Genomic DNA, 18,377 nt, shown 5'->3' on the forward strand with positions numbered 1-18,377 from the left:
TGATCCCCCCAGGTGACGGCGAGTCGCGACCCCCGTCGTCGCGACTCGCCGCACCCCTCGGCTCAGGTCACTTGCCGTTGCGCGAGATCTGGACGCGCTGCTCCGCGAAGGCCGTGGCGCAGTCGAGGAGCCCGCAGGCGAAGGCCACGGTGACGTTCGCGGCCTTGCCGCCCGCGAAGAGACCGTTCTGGCTCGTGACGACGGCACTCCACGAGTGCACCGCACCGTCGCACTCGAGCGGGTAGGCGAAGAAGCTGCCGCTGATCTTGACGCGCCCGACCTGCTGCACGAGCTCACCCTCGACGTCGCTGCTGTAGCCGTCGGCGTTGAGGCAGGAGTACGTGCCCGAGAGGAGCACGCTGCCGTCCTTGTATGCCGTGGCGCGGGGGTCGACGGTCACCGTGGCCTCGGGAGCCGGCGGAGCCTCGGCGAAGTCCGCGACGAGGTTGCCCCCCGTGACGCCCGGGGTGTCGGAGAAGGCCATCACGTAGTAGGTCGTGCCGGCATCACCCCGGGCAGCGGCGACGCCGGGTGCGCAGGCGAGGAGCTGGCCGCCGGCCGTCGGGTCGCCGGCCACGATGGCCACACCCGCGCTGAACGACGAGCCGGTCAGGTCCACGACGAGTCCCTTGCCCGTCGTGTCGGTGTAGGTGAACCAGACGCTCCCGTTCGTTGCGGGGGCACCGCACTGCTGGTTGATCGCGGCGTCGACCGAGTCCGTCGTCGCCGTGCTCGTGTCCTGGGTGACGGACGCGGGCAGCGACGTGATGGTGGTGGCACCCGCGAGGGTGTCGTTCGTGGGCGCTGCAGAGGCTGTCGTGGCCCCGAGTGGGGCGAGCAGCGCGGCTGCGGCGATGGCGACGAGTAGGCGTGGTGCTCTCATGGAAATCCCCTATCCCTGTGGGCGCTCCCCGTTGAGCGCCTCACCCCACCAGACCGCACCGGGCCGATCGGGGTTGTCGAGTCAGGTCAGGTCCAGACCAAACCTTTACGGTCAGGCCCGGAATGCGCCTTTTCCGTTGCCGGACAGGGCCGGTGGTGGCGGTAGCCGGCAGGCGCCGGTCCTGCCGGACCCGACCGACCGCTCGGCGTCGTGCCCGCGGTCAGCGCAGGACGGCGCGCAGGGCCCGGGCTGCTCGTTCGAGGCGGGGACCGACGGCGGCCAGGTCGAGCGGCTCGAGCGAGACCACTCCGACCGACGCCTCGACGCCGCCGGGCGCGGGCTCGGCGCGGGTCGACAGGGACAGCGCGAGGCCGTGGGCGCCGGCCTGCAGCTCGCCGTCGGTGCCGACGATGCCGCCCTCACCGGCGCGCCCGGCGAGGATCGCCCGGCCGGCGGCGCCCTGGTCGAGTCCGTGACGCGCCCCGGAGCGGTAGGCCACGTGCACGTCGGTCCAGGACGGCTCGACGACGACGAGCGCCAGGGCCTCGTCGCCCTCGGCGATGGTCAGGTGCGCCGTCGCCCCCACCGCGTCGGCGAGCTCGCGCAGCACGGGCCGCGCGTCGCTGCGCACGACAGGCGTCACCGCGGAGGCGAGCCGGCTGATGCCGAGCGCCAGCCGGACACGGCCGTCGGTCGCTCGCGACACGAGATGGTGCTCCTCGAGGGTGGTGACGAGACGGTAGACCACGGGCCGGCCGACGCCGAGCCGTGCCGACAGCTCGGTGATCGTCAGTCCCGCCGAGTCCCCCTCCTCGGCCAGGGCCTCGAGCACCCGGATGCCCCGGTCGAGGGTCTGGGAGGACTCACCCCTCGCGGCCCCGGTGGGACCAGGCACCGTCTAGCCCTCGGAGTGGGGGCTGCCGGCCGTGCGGGCCGTCCCCCTGGACCACGACATGGCATACAGCCCGTCGTCGACGGCGAGCCCACCCTCACCGAGCTCGAGCGGGCGGAACGTGTCGACCATGACGGCGAGCTCGTCGAAGGCCTCGACGCCGAGCGAGCCCTCGGTCGCTCCCGGCTGCGGACCGTGCGGGTGGCCGCCGGGGTGCACCGAGATCGAGCCCTTTCCGATGCCCGAGCCCTTGCGCGCCTCGTAGTCGCCGTCGACGTAGAACATGATCTCGTCGCTGTCGACGTTGGAGTGGTAGTACGGCACCGGGATCGCCAGCGGGTGGTAGTCGACCTTGCGGGGCACGAAGTTGCAGATGACGAAGTTCGCGCCCTCGAAGACCTGGTGCACGGGCGGCGGCTGGTGGATGCGCCCGGTGATGGGCTCGAAGTTGCGCACGTTGAAGACGTAGGGGTAGAGACAGCCGTCCCAGCCGACGACGTCGAGGGGGTGGAAGGGCAGCGTGTGGACCGTCCCGACGACCCCGCCAGGGCCGTTGCCGCGGTGCTTGATGTAGACGTCGGTCTGCTCGTCAGGACTCGCCCCGACGTGCTCTGCCAGCAACGGCCCCTCGGGCTGGCGCAGGTCGCGCTCGCAGTACGGCGCGTGCTCGAGGAGCTGGCCGTACCGGCTGAGGTAGCGCTTGGGCGGAGCGATGTGGCTGTTCGCCTCGATGCAGTACGCCCGGAGCGGCTCGTCGGCGTCGGCGACCGGCAGCCACCGGTGCGTCGTGGCGCGCGGGATGATGACGTAGTCGCCCTCGGCGACGTCGAAGGCCCCGAAGACCGTCTCGACGCGGGCCCGGCCCCGCTCGACGTAGACGCACTCGTCGCCGATGCCGTTGCGGTACCACGGGCTCGCCTGTGCGGCAACGGCATACGAGATGCGGACGTCGCCGTTGCCGAGCACGAGTCGGCGGCCGGTCACGACGTCCGTCCGCGCGACGGACTCGGCGTCGAAGAGCTCGTGCAGCTTGAGGTGACGCGGCGTCAGCGGGTGGTTCGGGGTCGTCGCCTGGTCGGGCACCTCCCACACGGAGGCAGCGACGGTCGTCGACGGGACATTGCGGTGGTAGAGCAGCGAGCTGTCGGAGCTGAAGCCCTCCTCGCCCATGAGCTCCTCGTAGTAGAGCTCTCCCGGCGCGTCCCCCTGCCCCGGACGCCGGTGCTGGGTGTGCCGCTTGGGCGGGATGCTCCCGACCGCCTGGTAGTGCGCCATGGGCGAAGGCCTCTCCGTCGAACGCGTCCGCTGAGCGGACGCTGATGTATCGCTATTGCAACAGTGGAGTACGCTCCGGGTCATGTCAAGGACGCCGTTCGCGCCCCTCTTCGACCACCTCGTCGACGATGCAGCCGTCTTCCCGCCGGGCCTCTCGCCGCTGGACGCCGCAGTGCGCGAGCACCTCGACCGGCGCACGGGGCCGTATGCCGCCCACATCGGTCCCCTGCTCGTGCCCGCATCGTCGGCCGCCGAGCTCGCGACGCTCGCGTCGGCCGACCCGCGCACGTCGGAGGCGCCGCTCGAGGTCAGCCTCGTCGTGCGACCCGGCGCCCCCGTGCAACCCCTCGTCGACGCTCTCGCGTTGCTGCGGGACCACGACCGGGTGCTCGTGACGGCGGCGGAGCTCGGCTGGTCCGACGACTGGCGACGGGCGCTCGAGGCAGAGGTGCCCGTCGTCGTCGAGGTCGGGCTCGGTGACGAGCAGGCCCGCGGGCTCGACGACATCGCGTCGACCGTCGACGAGGAGCACGACGTCACGGCGAAGTTCCGCACCGGCGCCACCCCGAGCTGGTCCTGGCCCGACGAGGGCGTGCTCGGCGGTTTCCTCGACGCCGTGGTGCTGCACGGGCTGTCGTTCAAGCTGACGGGAGGGCTGCACCACGCCGTCCGCGGCATGCACGGCGGCGAGCCGGCTCACGGCCTGCTCAACGTCCTGCTCGCGACCCACGAGGCGCTCCACGGCGCCGAGGCCGACGAGCTCACCGGCGTCCTGGCGCGCCACGACACCGAGGTGCTCGTCACGGCCCTCTCGGGCCTCGACACCGACGCCGCCGAACGAGTGCGCGCGAGCTTCGCCTCCTACGGCTGCTGCGGCGTCCTCGACCCCCTGACCGAGCTCGAGGCGCTCGGGCTCATCCGCGCCACCGACCCGAAGGAGCAGCGGTGACCACCTGGCTCGACGTGCCCGACGACCACCTCTACGGCATCGACAACCTGCCCTACGGCGTGTTCAGCACGGCCGCCGACCCGACGCACCGCGTCGGCGTCCGGATCGGCGACCTCGTGCTCGACGCCGGCGCCGTCGCCGCCATCGGGCGCGACGCCGGCCTCGTCGGCGACGGTCCCGACCTCGCGGCCGTGTGGCAGACGCCGAGCCTCAACGCCTTCCTCGCGCTCGGCCGGCCGGCGTGGACCACGGCCCGGGCATGGCTGACGGAGGTCCTGCGCGACGAGGTGCACCGCGACGGCGTCTCACCCCATCTCCACCGTCTCGACGACGTCACGCTGCACCTGCCCGTCGAGGTCGCCGACTACGTCGACTTCTACGCGAGCGAGGACCACGCGAGCAACGTCGGGCAGATCTTCCGACCCGACAACGCCGCGCTGCCGCCGAACTGGAAGCACCTGCCGATCGGCTACCACGGACGCGCAGGCACCGTGGTCGTCTCGGGGACCGACGTCGTGCGTCCGACCGGCCAGCGCAAGGGCCCGAACGACCCGGCACCGGTCTTCGGTCCCAGCATCCGCCTCGACATCGAGGCGGAGCTGGGCTACGTCGTCGGCGGCGCGACCGCGCTGGGCTCGCGCGTCTCGGTCGACGAGGCCGGTGACCACCTCTTCGGGGTCGTCATCCTCAACGACTGGAGCGCGCGCGACATCCAGGCGTGGGAGTACGTCCCGCTCGGCCCTTTCCTCGGCAAGTCGTTCGCCACCTCGGTGTCGGCCTGGGTGACCCCCCTCGAAGCCCTCGGGTCGGCGCGCACCGCCCTTCCGGGACAGTCGGACCCGCAGGTCCTGCCCTACCTGCGGGGCGACGCCTTCGGTCTCGACGTGCACGTCGAGGTGCGCCTCAACGGCACCGTCGTCTCCCGCCCCGAGCACTCCGCGATGTACTGGTCGCCGGCGCAGATGCTGGCCCACCTCACGGTCAACGGGGCCTCCCTGCGCGACGGGGACCTCTTCGGGTCGGGGACCATCAGCGGCCCGACGCGCGAGACCCGGGGCAGCCTGCTCGAGCTGACCTGGAACGGCAGCGAGCCGCTGACGCTGGAGGACGGCACGACGCGGGGCTTCCTCGAGGACGGCGACACGGTCACGATGACGGCCTGGGCGCCGGGACCTCACGGGACGCGCATCGGGCTCGGCGAGGTCACCGGAACCGTCCGCCCGGCCGTCTGAGAGCAGGAACCGTTCACAGCCCGTCGACGGCGCCGACGGCTCGTTAGGGACCGAGGGCGGCCGTCGGGGACGTGAGTCGGGGGGCTGTGCCGGCTGTGCGGACCGGTGAGCTCAGTGCAGGACTGCCGGCGCGACCTGGGCCTCGTCGTCGAGCAGGTGCGACTCCTCGTGTCGTCGCGGCAGGAACCACGCAGCGATCAGGGTCGTGGCCACGAGGATCGCCGCGACGAGGAAGGTCTCACCGAACGCGTCGGCGGCCTGCGCCAGGCCCTGCTGCACCGCCGCCGGACCGCCGATCTTGTCGACGAGGGCGGGGTCCTTCTGCGCGGCGATGGCGGGCCCTGCCAGGGGCTTGCTCGCGAGGTTGTTGGTGAAGACGACCGAGATGACGGCGACGCCGATGGAGCTGGCGATCTGCTGCGTGATGTTGAGCAGGGTCGAGCCGCGCGCGACCTGGTGAGCCGTCAGGGTCTTCAGGGCCGAGGTCATGATCGGCATCATCGTGCCGCCCATGCCGAGGCCCATGACGAACAGCACCGGGATCGTGAAGCCCCAGTAGGGAGTGTCGGGCCCGACCTGGGTCAGCGCGAACATGCCGCCGGTGATGAGCAGGAGCCCGAAGGGCACGATGCGCCCCACCGGGATGCGGTCGGCCAGGGCACCGGCGACCGGCATCGTCAACATCGCGCCGACCCCCTGCGGGACCATGAGGAAGGCCGCGTGCAGGGTGTTCTCGCCGCGCACCTCCTGGAAGTAGGTGGGCACGAGCAGCAGGCCGCCGAAGAAGGCCGCGCCGAAGAGGAACATCGTCACCAACGCGACGGTGAGTCGGCGGTTGCGGAAGAGGCGCAGGTCGAGCAGCGGGTGCTTGGGGCGGAAGCTGTAGATCACGAACGCGACGACCATGGCCAAGCCGATCCCGAACGGGATGAGCACCTTCTTGGACACGAAGGTCCCCTCGCCGGGGATCGAGCTGATGCCGTAGAGGAAGAGCGCGAGTCCCGGCGACATGAGCAGCATGCCCACGAAGTCGAAGGACTCTGAGGGCTCCGGAGCGTCGGAGGGCAGCGCCCACCACGCGTAGAGCACGGCGACGACCCCGATGGGGACGTTGATGAGGAAGATCCAGTGCCACGTCGCGACCTCGATGAGCCAGCCGCCGAGGATGGGCCCGAAGATGGGGCCGAGGAGCATGGGCACGCCGAGGATCGCCATGAGCCGCCCCATCCGGGCCGGGCCCGCCGCCCGCGTCATGATCGTCATGCCGAGCGGCATGAGCATGCCGCCGCCGAGACCCTGGATGACGCGGAAGAGGATGAGCACCTCGATCGAGCCGGCCGTCGCGCAGAGCGCCGAGCCCGCCGTGAAGAGGACGACGGCCAGCATGTAGAGCCGCTTGGTGCCGAAGCGGTCCGCGGCCCAGCCCGTCAGCGGGATGACGGTGGCGAGCGAGAGCGTGTAGGCGGTGACCGTCCACGCCACCGTGGAGTACGGCACCGGCTGCCCCGAGGCGTCGGCGAAGGCCGTCTGGAAGGTCGGCAGGGCGATGTTGACGACGGTGATGTCGAGGATCGACATGATGGCGCCGAGGACGACGACCCCGGCGATCTTGAGGACGGCCCCGTCGATGGCGTCGGGGTAGTCGGGTTGCGGTGTGGTGGTGTGAGCAGACACGGGGGCTCCCGTCGGGCGGAGGTGGGCGACGCGTCACGCCGCGGTCGCGGGACGCCCCGCGAGAGATCCATTCTCGCTCCGGCCACCGACAGCGGCGCAAGGGAGTTACGCCGCCGACGGACCCGTCACCTCACCCGGGCACCACCCGAACCATCACCCCGGCCGTCACCCCGGGCCACGACCTCAGGCCTGCTTGCGCGGCTGCTTGCCCTCGACGACCTGCGTGCTCGCGACCTTGTCGTGCAGGGCCCGACGCTTGTCGTCCCACAGCGGCCACAGCCCGTCGAGCAGCGACAGGAAGGGCACGAACTGCCCGGCCAGGGGGATGATGCGGCGCAGCAGCGCGGTGCCGATCGGGAGCGGCCCCGGCGCGTCAGCCCGCCGGACGCTGATCCCGAGCGCCATCTTGCCCGGCGTCTGGGCGACCGTCGTCCAGAACACGAGGCAGTAGGCCGTCGTGACGAGCCACAGCAGGATCGTGAACTGCAGCGCGGGCCCGGTGAGCTGGGTCTGGATCTCGACGAGTCGCGCCTGGTTGTTGGCCTCGGCCGCCGTCATCATCTCGGAGAAGAGCTCGGACAGGCGGGGGGTGGCGGACCACGCGACGATGCCGCCGACGATGCCCACGATGAGGCCGTCGATGAGCCACGCCGCCACTCGCTTGCCCCAGGACGCCAGCGGCACACCGTCGGCGGTGGCCTTGATGTTGTGCATCCACTGGGCGTTGGCCGGAGCCTGCTGGTAGTAGCCCTGCGGGGCCTGCTGCTGCGGCGCCTGCGTCGAGCTGGGCCAGCCCGTCCCCTGCTGCAGGGGGGCCGTCGGCACGGCGCCGCCGGTGCGGTCGGCCGGCGCCTGACCCGGTGCACTCTGCTGGGGCAGTCCGATGGTGCTCTGCGCCGCCGTCGGCGACTTCTTGGGCGCGGTGTGGTTGGTCCACGTCACGCCGTCCCAGTAGCGGAGCATGTCGGCGTTGCTGGGGTCGTCGTACCACCCGGAGGGCTGCTGGCTCATGGCTCAACTGTGCCACGACGGCGATCGGCCGTGGCCCCGGCATGCCGGGGCCACGGCCGATGCGTGACGTGCTGTCGCGGAGGGAGGCTCAGAGGTTGCCGCGCTTGTCCTGCTCTCGCTCGATCGCCTCGAAGAGCGCCTTGAAGTTGCCCTTGCCGAAGCCGAGCGAGCCGTGTCGCTCGATGAGCTCGAAGAAGACGGTCGGGCGGTCGCCGAGGGGCTTGGTGAAGATCTGCAGGAGATAGCCGTCCTCGTCGCGGTCGACGAGGATCTTGCGCTTCTGCAGCTCCTCGATGGGCACGCGGACGTTGCCGATGCGCTCGCGCAGCTCGGCGTCCTCGTAGTAGCTGTCGGGGGTGTCGAGAAACTCGACGCCGTTCGCGCGCAGGGCGTCGACGGAGGCGAGGATGTCGTTCGTCGCGACGGCGAGGTGCTGGGCGCCGGCGCCGCGGTAGAACTCGAGGTACTCGTCGATCTGGCTCTTCTTCTTGGCGATGGCCGGCTCGTTGAGGGGGAACTTCACCCGGTGGTTGCCGTTGGCGACCACCTTGCTCATCAGGGCCGAGTAGTCCGTCGCGATGTCGTCACCGATGAACTCGGCCATGTTCACGAAGCCCATCACCTTGTTGTAGAAGGTGACCCACTCGTCCATGTGGCCGAGCTCGACGTTGCCGACGATGTGGTCGAGGGCCTGGAAGAGGCGCTTGGGCTGGCCCTCGCGCTTCTCGTAGGACGAGCTCGAGGGGACGTAGCCCGGGAGGTACGGGCCGGCATACGTCTGCCCGTTCACGGTGCGCTGGACGAGGGTGTGGCGCGTCTCGCCGTAGGTGGCGATCGCCGCGGTGCGCACCGTGCCGTGCTCGTCGCTGTGGTCGGTCGGCTCCTCGATCACCGTGGCGCCGGCCGTGCGGGCCTGGGCGATGCACTTGTCGACGTCGGGCACCTCGAGGGCGATGTCGATCACGCCGTCGCCGTGACGGCGGTGGTGGTCGGCGAGCGGGCTGTCGGGGTCGACGGCGCCCATCACGACGAAGCGGATCGAGCCGCTCTTGAGGACGAACGACTTGTGGTCGCGGTTGCCGTTCTCGGGGCCCGAGTAGGCGACGAGCTCCATGCCCCAGGCGCTCTGGTAGTAGTGCGCGCTCTGGGTGGCGTTGCCCGCGACGAAGACGATCGCGTCCCATCCGGTGACGGGGAAGACGTCGGTGTTCTCGTCGTACTCGACGAGACCGACGAGCTGCTTGAGCTGGTCGAGGTCGAGGTCGGCCTCGCGCTCCTGCTGGGTCCGGTCGTCGGTGAGGTCGGTGGCCGCAGACGGCATCGTGTCGGTCATAGGTGTGAGGGTGACCGAGCACCTCGAGGTGTGCAACAGGAGCGCTGCCCGCTGGGCAGAGTGCACAAACTGTTGCCCGTATGCCGTGTGGTGCTGGACACTCTGTCCATGACTTCCTCCCCGGGCGAGGCATCACGCGCACCGGTCGACGCCCTGGACTGCCGGATCCTGCTGCTGCTGCTCACCGAGCCCGGCGTCGGGGTGCTCGGCGCGTCGAGGCGCCTCGGCGTGGCCCGGGGCACGGTGCAGGCCCGCCTCGACCGGCTCCAGCGCACCGGAGTCCTGCGGTCGATGGCGCCCGACGTCGACCCGGCGGCGCTCGGCTACCCCGTGACGGCCTTCTGCACCCTCGAGATCCGGCAGGGTCGCGGGGGCCACTCCCCCGTCGTCGAGCACCTCGCCGCGATCCCCGAGGTCATCGAGGCGCACACGATCACCGGCTCGGGCGACGTGCTCATCCGCATCGTGGGTCGGGACAACGCGGACCTGCAACGCGTCATCGACCGGGTCGTCGACGACGCCCACGTCACCCGCGCCTCCACCGTCATCTCGCTCGCCACCCGGCTCGACCACCGCACCATCCCGCTCGTCGAGCACCTGCTCGACCTCGCCCAAGGAGAGCCCGCACCGTGACCGCCGACCCGTACGCGCCCCGGCCCGCCGTGGAGCTGACCCACCCCGAGTGGACCCGCAGCGCCACGATCTACCAGATCAACCAGCGCCACTTCACCCCCGAGGGCACCTTCCGCGCCGCCGAGGCGCACCTGCCCCGCATCCGCGAGCTCGGCATCGACGTCGTCTGGATCATGCCCGTGCACCCGATCGGCGAGCAGAACCGCAAGGGCGTGCTCGGCAGCCCCTACGCCGTCAAGGACTACCTGGCCGTCAACCCCGAGTACGGCACCCTCGAGGACCTGCGCCACTTCGTCGACACCGCGCACGGTCTGGGGCTGCACGTCATCCTCGACTGGGTGGCCAACCACACCGCCTGGGACAACCCCCTCGTGCAGGAGCACCCCGAGTGGTACGCCCGCGACTGGAAGGGCGACTTCCGCCCCACGCCGTGGTGGGACTGGGACGACATCATCGACCTCGACTACGACAACCCCGGCCTGCGCCGCTACATGACGGACGCGATGAAGTACTGGGTGCGGGAGGTCGGTTTCGACGGGTTCCGCTGTGACGTCGCGGGATTCGTGCCCCTCGACTTCTGGGACAACGTCCGCCGCGAGCTCGACGAGATCAAGCCGGTCTTCATGCTCGCCGAGTGGGAGTCGCGTGACCTGCACGTGCGGGCGTTCGACATGACCTACGGGTGGAGCTGGAACGAGACGCTCCACAAGATCGCCCACGGCAAGGCCGACGTCGAGGCGCTCAAGGTCTACTACGCCTGGAACGACCGCTTCTACCAACGCGACGCCTACCGGATGCTCTTCGTCAGCAACCACGACAAGAACGCCTGGGAGGGCACCGAGTACGAGCAGTTCGGTGACGCGCTGCTGCCCGCGATCGTGCTCTCCGTCGTGAGCGAGGGCGTGCCCCTGGTCTACAACGGGCAGGAGGCCGGCAGCGACAAGCGCCTGACCTTCTTCGACAAGGACGAGATCGACTGGCGCGAGGACGAGCAGGGTGAGCTCTACCGGCAGCTCTTCGCGCTCAAGAAGCAGCACCCCGCCCTCTGGAACGGCGCCGCCGGTGGCCGGATGGTGCGCGTGCCCAACTCGGCCGAGTCCTCGGTGCTCACCTTCGTGCGGGCGGTCGGCGACGACCGCGTGCTCGGGGCCTTCAACTTCAGCGGACAGGAGCAGACGGTGACGCTCGGCGACGGCCCCCAGGCGGGGTCGTGGCGCGACGCGTTCACCGGGACGACGGTGGAGCTGACGCAGGGGCAGGGCTACCGACTGCCGGCCTGGGGCTACCAGGTGCTCGTCGGGGCCTGACCGCCGCGCCGGGAGGGGCCCCGGGCACCCCTCCACGAGCAACCCGAGGCCCCCGACGGCACAGGGCTGCTGTCCCGTCACCTGGTAGACGATCGAGATCGCAGATCATGACGCGAAGACCTCGAAACAGATCACACCGAGGCCCTCGATCCGCGAGGATGGAGGTGCGTACCCGTCGGTGCTCCCCTGTCCCGGCGGGTACGCCTCTGCCGTGCTGTGGTCCCACCCGCAGCACGCCCGGTGACGGGGTGTCCCGCTGTCCTCCCAAACAGCGGGACACCCCCGTCGGCCGACCGGACGTCAGGGCGTGACGGTGATCGGGCTGCCGTTGCTGACGAGCTTCCAGTCCATGCTCGCGAACGTCGTCGGGTCGATGACCTTGTTGGCCGTCGCCCAGTCGATGAGCAGCTGGCGGATCTCGATCTGCCGGTTGTAGATGACGGGAGCCGCCACGACGCCCGGGAAGTTGCCACCACCGGACTGGCGGTAGTTGTTGATCGCCACGACGAAGCGGGCGTCCGACGCGACGGGCGCCCCGGCATACGCGAGGTTGGTGATGCGCGAGCCCACCGCCTTGGCGAGGTCGATGTCGTAGGTGAGGTCGGCGTCGAGCCCGCCCATGACGTCGTAGTTGTAGTCCGGCGTCGAGTTGGCGTTGGTGATGGTGTCGGCCGCGACCGGCCCCGTCGACGTGCACGCCTGGAAGTACTCCGCGCTCTTCTCCAGGTAGGCCTTGACCTGGGCGCCGGTGAGCACGATGCCGAGCAGCGTGTTGTCGTAGATGTAGAGCCCCGCCACGTCGCGGATCGTCACCTGGCCCGCGGGGATCGCCGCCAGCTTGTTGAACGGCGCGGCGATCGAGAGCACCGGGAGGGAGGCCTCTGGCGTGCCGGCGATCGCCTTCTTGACCGCGTCGGCCTGGACGTAGTTGATGAAGTCGATGGCCGCGGTGTCCTCGTAGCGCGAGGTCGCCGCCGACATCGCCTGCGTGCACGTGCCGATGACGCCGTTGACGTAGCCGAGCACCTTCTGGTGGGCCGCGGCGACGGCGCCCGTCACGGCGGGGTCCTCCGGCGCGACGTTGGAGTTGTAGAGGCTCGCCTCGGAGTGGACGACCTGCCACTGGCCGCGGATCTTCTGCACGTCGATCGACATGCGGGTCACGCGCATGCCCCAGTAGTAGGGCTCGGACAGCAGGACCTGCTTGCCCGTCGCGGTGTTGGTGACGTAGCGCTGCGGGATCTCGAGGTGCGCGTGCCCGACGAGCACCGCGTCGATGCCCGGGACCTGCTGGGCGAGCAGGGCGCTGGCATTCTCGACGTAGGGCAGCGAGTCTCCCCAGGAGGACTTGCCGCTGTCGCCGGAGTGGCACGCGACGATGACGACGTCGGCGCCGGCCGCCTTGAGGCGCGGCACCATGACCTTGGCCTGCTCGATGATGCCGGGGAACCGCACCTTGCCCTCGACGTTGGCCTTGTCCCAGATCGCGACGCCGGGCGTGACGAGGCCGAGGATGCCGATCTTGATCGCCTTGGTGTCAGGCAGCTTGACGGTCTTGATGACCCACGGCCTGAAGGCCGGCGCGCCGGTGTTCCAGTCGACCGAGTTGGCCGACAGGAGCGGGAACCGCAGCTGCTTCTCGAAGGCGCGCAGCGTGTCGAGGCCGTAGTTGTACTCGTGGTTGCCGAGCGCTGCGGCGTCGTAGCCCACCTGGTTCATGGCTGCGGCCATCGGGTGGGTCGAGCCGCCGGTGATCGGGTCGATCTTCGCGTAGTAGTACGCGAGCGGCGTGCCCTGGATCGTGTCGCCGGCGTCGATCGTCAGGGTGCGCTCGGCGCCGACCTCGGCACGGATCGCCTTGATGATCGTGGACGCCTTGGCGATGCCGATGTCGTTGTGCGCCCTGTCGTCGTACTCGGCGTTCTTGAAGTAGTCCCAGTTGTAGACGTTGCCGTGCAGGTCCGTCGTGCCGAGCACGGTCAGCCGCACGACCTCGCCGTTGGTCCCCGGGCCGGGCGTCCCCGAGGCTGCGGTGGCGGTCCCGGCCGCTCGCACCGTGGCGAGGCCGGCGCCGCCGACGGCGGCGAGAGCCAGCAGCTGGCGGCGGGTGGTCGAGGAACCGAGGAGGTCAGGGGTCACGGAGGTGTGGTCGTTGCTCATGTCGTCCTTCGTCTGTCAGGTGCTCGATCGGAGCAGTCCCGTGTCACAGGTGCGCGGCTCGCCCCCGAGGCGCAAGCCAAGACCCTAGCCCGACGAACCACCCGGAAAGGGGCGAGCAGACGTCCGGATCGTGAACGTCAGCGTCGGCCGACGAGCCAGAGCCGGATCTTGTCGATGCGCTCGGAGACCTGGTCGGACGACGCCGCCGCGAGGTCGGGACCGCCGCACACGCGGCGCAGGTCCATGTGCACGTTGGCGTGCGGCAGGCCCTTCTGGCGGGCGTAGGTCGACACGAGCGTGTTGAGCTCCTTGCGCTGCGCGGCCAGGGCCCGGTGGGCCGCGACCGGCATCGGGGCGGCCGCGCCCTGGGGGGCCTTCTTGACCTGGCGGCTCTGCCGCTCGCGCAGCAGGGCCGAGACCTGGTCGGGCTCGAGGAGGCCGGGCAGGCCGAGGTACTCCTCCTCGTCCTCGGAGCCGACCTGGGCGTGCATGCCCCACTGCTGCTTGTCGAAGAGCACGTGGTCGAAGTGTGCGTCGGACTCGAGCGCCTCGAAGGCCCCTTCGTCGAGGGCGCCGCTCGCCTTGTCGGCCCGGTTGGCGTCGTCGATGAGCGCCTGCTCCTCGGCCCACATCTGCCCGATGTCCTCGGGGTTGGGCTTGCGGTCGAGGGCGTGGTCGCGCTGCTCCTCGAGCCGCGACGCGTGGTCGAGCACGACCGGGACCGACGGGAGGAAGACCGAGGCGGTCTCGCCCCGGCGGCGGGCCCGGACGAACCGGCCGACCGCCTGGGCGAAGAAGAGCGGCGTCGAGGTGGAGGTGGCGTAGACGCCGACCGCCAGGCGCGGCACGTCGACGCCCTCGGACACCATGCGGACGGCGACCATCCACCGCTCGTCGCTCGCGCCGAAGTCCTCGATGCGCTTGCTCGCGCCGAGGTCGTCGGAGAGCACGACCGTGGGCGCCTCGCCCGTCAGCGTGCGCAGGATGGCGGCATACGCCCTCGCCTGGGTCTGGTTGGAGGCGATGACGAGCCCGCCGGCGTCCTCGACGTGCCGGCGCACCTCGGTGAGGCGACGGTCGGCCGCGGCGAGCACGGCGGGGATCCACTCGCCCTTCGGGTCGAGCGCGGTGCGCCACGCGTGGGCGACGAAGTCCTTGGTCATCGGCTCGCCGAGGCGCGCCTCGAGCTCGTCGCCGGCCTTGGTGCGCCAGCGCATGCTGCCGCCGTAGGCCATGAAGAGCACGGGGCGCACGACGCCGTCGCGCAGCGCCTCGGCGTAGCCGTAGGTGTAGTCGCTCGAGCTGACGAGCGTGCCCTCGGCGTCGAGCTCGTAGGTGACGAAGGGGATCGGCGAGGTGTCCGAGCGGAACGGCGTGCCCGTCAGCGACAGGCGCCGGGTGGCGGGCTCGAACGCCTCGCGTATGCCGTCGCCCCAGCTCTTCGCGTCACCGCCGTGGTGGACCTCGTCGAGGATCACGAGCGTGGAGCGCGACGTCGTCAGCTCGCGGTGCAGCGAGGGCCGCGAGGCGACCTGGGCGTAGGTCACGGCGACGCCGTGGTAGTCGTCGCTGTGCCGGCCGACGCTGTTGCTGAACTTCGGGTCGAGGCTGATGCCGACCCGGGCGGCGGCGTCGGCCCACTGGGTCTTGAGGTGCTCGGTGGGGGCCACGACGGTGACGCGCGAGACGATGCCGGCGCTCAGCAGCTCGGTGGCCACGCGCAGGGCGTAGGTCGTCTTGCCGGCCCCCGGCGTCGCCACCGCGAGGAAGTCGCGCGGACCCTTGGACAGGTAGAGGTCGAGCGCCTCCTGCTGCCACGCACGCAGCTTGCTGGCGGTACCCCAGGCAGCCCGCTCCGGAAAGGCGGGTGGGAGGTGGAAGGCGGCCCCTGAACTCATAGAGGGACCACCGTAACGAATCCCCGGCGGCGACATGCCGAGGCCCCGCCTGCGAGCGGGGCCTCGGCCTGGATGGTATGCCGCTCAGTCGCTTTCGCGACCGGGCTCGGTGGTCGTGCTCGCGCTCAGCGGCCGGCGCGGTAGGCCGTCCACTGGGCCTGCATGCGGTTGACCTGGCCGGTCGTGAAGGTGTTCATGCACGCGTCGTAGGTGTAGTCCATGAAGTTCTTGATCGGGTCCAGGCCGGGGCTCGTGCACGTGTCGCGACCGGTCGGGCACTCGTAGGCGGCGCTGGCCTCGGCGGGCGTGTCGTCGACGTAGTCGCCGTTGCCGTTACAGCCGCCTTGGAACGTGTGGTAGAGACCCACCCAGTGGCCGACCTCGTGCGTGGCGGTGTCGCCCTGGTTGTAGTTCGTCGCGCTGCCGCCGGGCAGCGAGGCGGTGAGGACGACGACGCCGTCCATGGCGTCGTAGGTGCTCTTGGGGAACGTCGCCCAGCCGAGCAGGCCCTGCCCGATGTTGGCCGAGTAGAGGTTGAGGTCGGCCATCGTGCCCTTGCGCAGGGTGGTCTTCATGCTCTTCTCGGCCGCCGAACCGGGCGTCACGGTGTACCAGGACGAGTTGCTCGTCGAGTCGGACCCGGCGAGGCTGAAGCTCAGTCCGGTGCCGGAGTAGGCGTTGTTGAGCACGCTGAGCTGGCTGCTGATGGCGCTGCTGCTCACGGCTCCCTGGGTGCCGTTGGTGATGGTGTGCCAGTAGACCTTGACGGTCGTCGGGGCGAAGGTGCCGCCGGTGCCGGGCTTGCCCTTCTGCCCCTCCTTGACGACCTTGCCCGACGAGTCGCGCGTCAGGCCCTTGGCACCGAGGGCCTTGGTCAGGGCCGCCTCGTTGGCGCGCACCTGGGCATCGCTCAGCTCGTGCGGGTCCTTCGCCGTGCCGTGCGTGCCGCGGGCTCCGGCGGCACCGGCGGCACCGACGGTGGCCGGGTCGAGGCACGTCGGGCTGCCGTGGCCGTCGAGCACTGGTGACGCCTGGGCGGGCGCGCCGAGCGAGACCGCGGCGAGTGCGAGGGGTGCCGCGAGCATCAGGGAGCGGAGCTTCATGGGGTGACCTTTCTCGTCCGACACGACACCCGGTCAGGCGTCGATCCCAGCGACTGTAGGTACGCGACCGTCAGTGGCGGAGCCGGGGCGAGTAAAGAACCGTTAAGAAGAGTGCCGCGTTTCGGACGCCGGCGGGCGAGGCGGTCAGGACCCTCCGTCGCCGCCGTTGTCGCCGTCGCCCCCGTCCTGCGGGTCACGCAGGCCGTCGTAGATCTCCTTGCACACGGGGCACACGGGGAACTTCTGCGGGTCACGGCCGGGGACCCAGATCTTGCCGCAGAGAGCCACGACGGGCTCGCCGGACAGGGCGCTCTCGAGGATCTTCTCCTTGCGCACGTAGTGCGAGAAGCGCTCGTGGTCGCCCGGCTCCTGGAGCTCCTCGCGGACCTCCTCGCGCTCGATCGTGGCCGTGCTCGTGCCCCGCAGCGGCTCGGGCTCGAACGGGTCAGGAGGCATCGTGCTCATGCCGGAAGTCTACGGCGGCGCTCGAGCGCCCGGCACGAAGCCCGATCCCGGCCCTTCGGCTCCGGTCTCAGTGGCTCTGTCCGGCAGGTCGGCGCGCCGCGGGGGCGGCGAGCAGGCGTCGGCCCGCGGGGTAGGCCCCCCACGACTGCGGGGCGGCACCCGGCCGGCCGCTGAGCAGCACCGCCTCGACACCGGTCTCCGGCGCGGTCGGGTCGGGCTCGAGACCGAGACGGCGCAGCGTCTGCCGGGCGACGGCGACGGGCGAGTCGTGGACGGTCACGCCGTCTCCGAGCGCCGCGACGATCCGGTCGACGACGAGGCCGTAGTGGGTGCAGCCGAGCACCAGCGAGCGCACGCCCGCGGGAGTCTGCGACGCGGCATACGCGATGCACTCGTCGATCGCCTGCTCGTCCCCTGACTCCACGGCCTCGGCGAGGCCCAGCGCCGCGACGGCATGGGTCTGCACGTCGGCGGCGAAGGCGTCGACGAGGCCACGGAGGTAGTCGCTCGACGTCGTTGCAGCCGTGGACCACACGGCGACGGGGCCGCCCGACGCCGCGGCCGGACGGATGGCCGGCACGGTGCCGATGACGGGCACGTCGGGCTCGAGCTCCGCCCGGAGCGCGTCGAGGCCGTGCACGGTCGCGGTGTTGCACGCGACGACGATGGCGGCGGGCTCGAACCGGAGGGTGGCGCGGGCGGAGGCGATGATGAGTCGCTCCACCTCGGCCGGGGTGCGCGGGCCGTACGGCATGTTGTCGGGGTCGAGGGACAGCACGAGCCCGAGGTCGGGACGCAGCCCGTGGAGGGCATCGGCATACCCGAGGAGCCCGAGCCCGCTGTCGACGAAGGCAACTCGCCTGGTCGACCTCGGCATCTCGGACTGCTCCCCCGTCGCGGGCTGGGTGTCGGGCTGGGTGTCGGGCTGGGTGTCGGGCGCGGTCGTGGGCGCGGTGTCGCTGTTGCCGATCCTCGTCATGGCGCCGTCAGTTCATCGACGGGTCGTCGGGGAAGTTGGCGACGTAGGCCAGGCTGTCGCGCTGCCGGCGCAGGACCTCGCGCCAGAGCCGGTCGGGCTCGGGCGTGAAGGCGTCGCGCACCTCCGCGTCGACGACGTACCAGTCGCCGCGCAGGACCTCGCCCTCGAGCTGGCCCGCCTCCCAGCCGGAGTAGCCGGCGAAGATGCGCAGACCGGCGAGCTCCGCCGCCACCGCGGGCGTGGGAACGTCGAGGTCGACGAGACCGATCGAGCCGAAGAGGCGCTTGACCCCGAGCGGCTCGGGCTCCTCGCCGGGCACGGTCACGAGACCGAGCGCCGACGACGTCGACACGGGACCGCCCTGGAAGAGCACGTGGGGTGCGGTGACGACGCGCTGCCAGCCCGGCAGCACCGAGTCGACCGCGGCCGACAGCGGCTTGTTGAGCACGACGCCCTGGGCGCCTCCGTCGTCGTGGTGGAGCATGAGGACGACGGACCGGTGGAACACGTCACCGCCGACGGATGGCGTCGCCACCAGGAGGCGGCCGGTGTGGAACGTCGAGCTCACGGGCTTCAGCCTTCC

16 protein-coding genes are annotated in these 18,377 nt (G+C 71.0%); 4 read left to right on the forward strand and 12 right to left on the reverse strand.

Features of this window, described 5'->3' with window-relative positions:
- Nucleotides 1-67 precede the first annotated feature (67 nt).
- The 3 genes from ABD297_RS13375 to ABD297_RS13385 all read right to left on the reverse strand — a co-directional run bounded on the left by ABD297_RS13375 (nucleotide 68) and on the right by ABD297_RS13385 (nucleotide 3,050).
- Nucleotides 68-883, reverse strand: coding sequence for a DUF6299 family protein (locus ABD297_RS13375; protein WP_344255446.1), 816 nt, complete (start codon nucleotides 881-883; stop codon nucleotides 68-70).
- A gap of 220 nt (nucleotides 884-1,103) precedes the next feature.
- Entirely contained in the window at nucleotides 1,104-1,778 is a 675-nt protein-coding gene (locus ABD297_RS13380; RefSeq protein ID WP_344255447.1) for an IclR family transcriptional regulator, read from the reverse strand.
- 3 nt (nucleotides 1,779-1,781) lie between these two features.
- Entirely contained in the window at nucleotides 1,782-3,050 is a 1,269-nt protein-coding gene (locus tag ABD297_RS13385; protein ID WP_344255448.1) for a homogentisate 1,2-dioxygenase, read from the reverse strand.
- An 82-nt stretch (nucleotides 3,051-3,132) separates the two neighbouring features.
- Here ABD297_RS13385 and ABD297_RS13390 point away from each other — a divergent pair, with 82 nt between their 5' ends.
- Both ABD297_RS13390 and fahA read left to right on the forward strand, forming a co-directional pair.
- Complete coding sequence (locus ABD297_RS13390) at nucleotides 3,133-3,999, forward strand: hypothetical protein (RefSeq protein WP_344255449.1); 867 nt, start codon at nucleotides 3,133-3,135, stop codon at nucleotides 3,997-3,999.
- Entirely contained in the window at nucleotides 3,996-5,231 is a 1,236-nt protein-coding gene (fahA, locus tag ABD297_RS13395) for a fumarylacetoacetase (protein WP_344255450.1), read from the forward strand. The genes ABD297_RS13390 and fahA overlap by 4 nt, the downstream gene beginning before the upstream one ends.
- Before the next feature lie 111 nt (nucleotides 5,232-5,342).
- Here fahA and ABD297_RS13400 read toward each other — a convergent pair whose 3' ends face one another.
- The 3 genes from ABD297_RS13400 to hppD form a co-directional block, all read right to left on the reverse strand.
- Complete coding sequence (locus ABD297_RS13400) at nucleotides 5,343-6,905, reverse strand: DHA2 family efflux MFS transporter permease subunit (protein WP_344255451.1); 1,563 nt, start codon at nucleotides 6,903-6,905, stop codon at nucleotides 5,343-5,345.
- A 183-nt stretch (nucleotides 6,906-7,088) separates the two neighbouring features.
- Entirely contained in the window at nucleotides 7,089-7,916 is an 828-nt protein-coding gene (locus ABD297_RS13405; protein WP_344255452.1) for an RDD family protein, read from the reverse strand.
- An 88-nt stretch (nucleotides 7,917-8,004) separates the two neighbouring features.
- Nucleotides 8,005-9,249: a 4-hydroxyphenylpyruvate dioxygenase gene (gene hppD, locus ABD297_RS13410; RefSeq protein ID WP_344255453.1), complete on the reverse strand. Its 1,245-nt coding sequence runs from the start codon at nucleotides 9,247-9,249 to the stop codon at nucleotides 8,005-8,007.
- Nucleotides 9,250-9,357: 108 nt separating this feature from the next.
- Between hppD and ABD297_RS13415 the strand changes: the two genes are divergently transcribed.
- On the forward strand, nucleotides 9,358-9,882 hold the full coding sequence (locus ABD297_RS13415; protein ID WP_344255454.1) for an Lrp/AsnC family transcriptional regulator: 525 nt from the start codon (nucleotides 9,358-9,360) through the stop codon (nucleotides 9,880-9,882).
- A complete protein-coding gene (locus ABD297_RS13420) occupies nucleotides 9,879-11,189 on the forward strand; it encodes an alpha-amylase family glycosyl hydrolase (protein ID WP_344255455.1) in 1,311 nt (436 codons plus the stop codon). Before ABD297_RS13415 ends, ABD297_RS13420 begins: the two co-directional genes overlap by 4 nt.
- A gap of 300 nt (nucleotides 11,190-11,489) precedes the next feature.
- Here the strand turns inward: ABD297_RS13420 and ABD297_RS13425 are convergent, their stop codons facing one another.
- The 6 genes from ABD297_RS13425 to ABD297_RS13450 form a co-directional block, all read right to left on the reverse strand.
- The gene (locus ABD297_RS13425) at nucleotides 11,490-13,349 is read right to left on the reverse strand and encodes a bifunctional metallophosphatase/5'-nucleotidase (RefSeq protein ID WP_344255456.1); all 1,860 of its coding nucleotides are present in this window, start codon (nucleotides 13,347-13,349) and stop codon (nucleotides 11,490-11,492) included.
- A gap of 137 nt (nucleotides 13,350-13,486) precedes the next feature.
- Nucleotides 13,487-15,247 carry a DEAD/DEAH box helicase gene (locus ABD297_RS13430; RefSeq protein ID WP_344255457.1) on the reverse strand — a complete coding sequence of 587 codons (1,761 nt, stop codon included), beginning with the start codon at nucleotides 15,245-15,247 and terminating at the stop codon, nucleotides 13,487-13,489.
- Between the two features lie 125 nt (nucleotides 15,248-15,372).
- Nucleotides 15,373-16,350 (reverse strand): zinc metalloprotease, encoded by a 978-nt coding sequence (locus tag ABD297_RS13435; protein ID WP_344255458.1) that lies wholly within the window; start codon nucleotides 16,348-16,350, stop codon nucleotides 15,373-15,375.
- Nucleotides 16,351-16,494: 144 nt separating this feature from the next.
- The gene (locus tag ABD297_RS13440) at nucleotides 16,495-16,815 is read right to left on the reverse strand and encodes a DUF3039 domain-containing protein (RefSeq protein ID WP_344255459.1); all 321 of its coding nucleotides are present in this window, start codon (nucleotides 16,813-16,815) and stop codon (nucleotides 16,495-16,497) included.
- Between the two features lie 67 nt (nucleotides 16,816-16,882).
- The gene (locus tag ABD297_RS13445) at nucleotides 16,883-17,794 is read right to left on the reverse strand and encodes a glutamate racemase (protein WP_344255460.1); all 912 of its coding nucleotides are present in this window, start codon (nucleotides 17,792-17,794) and stop codon (nucleotides 16,883-16,885) included.
- Nucleotides 17,795-17,801: 7 nt separating this feature from the next.
- The gene (locus tag ABD297_RS13450; protein WP_344255461.1) at nucleotides 17,802-18,362 is read right to left on the reverse strand and encodes a YqgE/AlgH family protein; all 561 of its coding nucleotides are present in this window, start codon (nucleotides 18,360-18,362) and stop codon (nucleotides 17,802-17,804) included.
- Nucleotides 18,363-18,377: the final 15 nt, after the last annotated feature.

Source organism: Terrabacter carboxydivorans, assembly GCF_039532035.1.
Taxonomy (GTDB): Bacteria; Actinomycetota; Actinomycetes; order Actinomycetales; family Dermatophilaceae; genus Terrabacter; species Terrabacter carboxydivorans.

Bases quoted from the DNA above. Each gene is read 5' to 3' on its own strand.
- ABD297_RS13375 (WP_344255446.1), bottom strand. From the start codon at position 883: ATGAGAGCACCACGCCTACTCGTCGCCATCGCCGCAGCCGCGCTGCTC.
- ABD297_RS13445 (WP_344255460.1), bottom strand. From the start codon at position 17,794: ATGACGAGGATCGGCAACAGCGACACCGCGCCCACGACCGCGCCCGAC.
- ABD297_RS13435 (WP_344255458.1), bottom strand. From the start codon at position 16,350: ATGAAGCTCCGCTCCCTGATGCTCGCGGCACCCCTCGCACTCGCCGCG.
- ABD297_RS13390 (WP_344255449.1), top strand. From the start codon at position 3,133: ATGTCAAGGACGCCGTTCGCGCCCCTCTTCGACCACCTCGTCGACGAT.
- ABD297_RS13415 (WP_344255454.1), top strand. From the start codon at position 9,358: ATGACTTCCTCCCCGGGCGAGGCATCACGCGCACCGGTCGACGCCCTG.
- ABD297_RS13425 (WP_344255456.1), bottom strand. From the start codon at position 13,349: ATGAGCAACGACCACACCTCCGTGACCCCTGACCTCCTCGGTTCCTCG.
- ABD297_RS13440 (WP_344255459.1), bottom strand. From the start codon at position 16,815: ATGAGCACGATGCCTCCTGACCCGTTCGAGCCCGAGCCGCTGCGGGGC.
- ABD297_RS13385 (WP_344255448.1), bottom strand. From the start codon at position 3,050: ATGGCGCACTACCAGGCGGTCGGGAGCATCCCGCCCAAGCGGCACACC.
- hppD (WP_344255453.1), bottom strand. From the start codon at position 9,249: ATGACCGACACGATGCCGTCTGCGGCCACCGACCTCACCGACGACCGG.
- ABD297_RS13405 (WP_344255452.1), bottom strand. From the start codon at position 7,916: ATGAGCCAGCAGCCCTCCGGGTGGTACGACGACCCCAGCAACGCCGAC.
- ABD297_RS13430 (WP_344255457.1), bottom strand. From the start codon at position 15,247: ATGAGTTCAGGGGCCGCCTTCCACCTCCCACCCGCCTTTCCGGAGCGG.